At 59.0% G+C, this 807-nt stretch carries 1 protein-coding gene; it reads right to left on the reverse strand.

What is annotated here, in order from left to right:
• Positions 1 to 697, reverse strand: a 697-nt coding sequence (locus BK660_RS31725; RefSeq protein ID WP_185045337.1) for a TolC family protein, incomplete at its 3' end; no start/stop codon positions are given.
• Positions 698 to 807: the final 110 nt, after the last annotated feature.

An 807-nucleotide genomic window follows, 5' to 3' on the forward strand; every position in this document is an offset into this window, starting at 1 on the left:
CCGGGAGTTGATGCTCGATACCGTCGATCGACGAATAGTCCTGACTCGTCAGGCGGGACAGCCCTTCGTATGCATCATCCACCTTGCGCTCGGCAAGCTTGCGGTTGGCGTTGGCGTTGTCGTACGCAGCTTGGGCGTCAAGCACGTCGGTGATGCTTGACGCACCATTTTCAAGACGCGCCTGCGCTTGCTGCTGTTGCCGCTTGAGCGCGGCTTCCTCGGCTTTGGAAGCTGCGAGCAAATCCAGCGCACGCAAGGTTTCAAAATAGGCTTGGGCTGCGGTCAGAACCAGCCCCTGTTCCTTGGCGCCCAGTTCAAGTTCGGCCTGCGAGCTGCTGGCCTGCGCCGCTTCGAGTTGAAACCAGCGGTCGACACGAAACAGTGGTTGATTGAGGTTGGCCTGAAACACCGAAGTACTGCGGGTGCGAGTCAGGCCCGGCTCGTCACGTTGCAGGCGCACCGATTCCACTGTACTTCCAGCGCTGAGGGTGGGCAGCAACCCGGCGCGAGCTTGCGGCACGCTTTCGCGGCGAGCCAGATAATCATGACGGGCGGCGGACAGTTGAGAGTCGTGTTCAACCGCTTGCCGATACACCCCAAGCAGGTCAGCACGTTCGGCACTGGCAGCGGCCAAGGGTACGAATGTCGTGAGAGAGAGGGTCAGCAGCGAGACAAAAAAACGGGAGGGCGCAGTCATAACTATCCGTGTCAAATTGCAATAATCGATTCAGCAGGCTGATCGAGGGCGCGCATGCTACGCCTTCACCCACATCGCAACAAGACAACTTTATAGCCACTTGCCATCAT

The sequence above is a fragment of the Pseudomonas brassicacearum genome (assembly GCF_003732265.1).
In the GTDB taxonomy this organism is placed as follows: Bacteria; Pseudomonadota; Gammaproteobacteria; order Pseudomonadales; family Pseudomonadaceae; genus Aquipseudomonas; species Aquipseudomonas brassicacearum_D.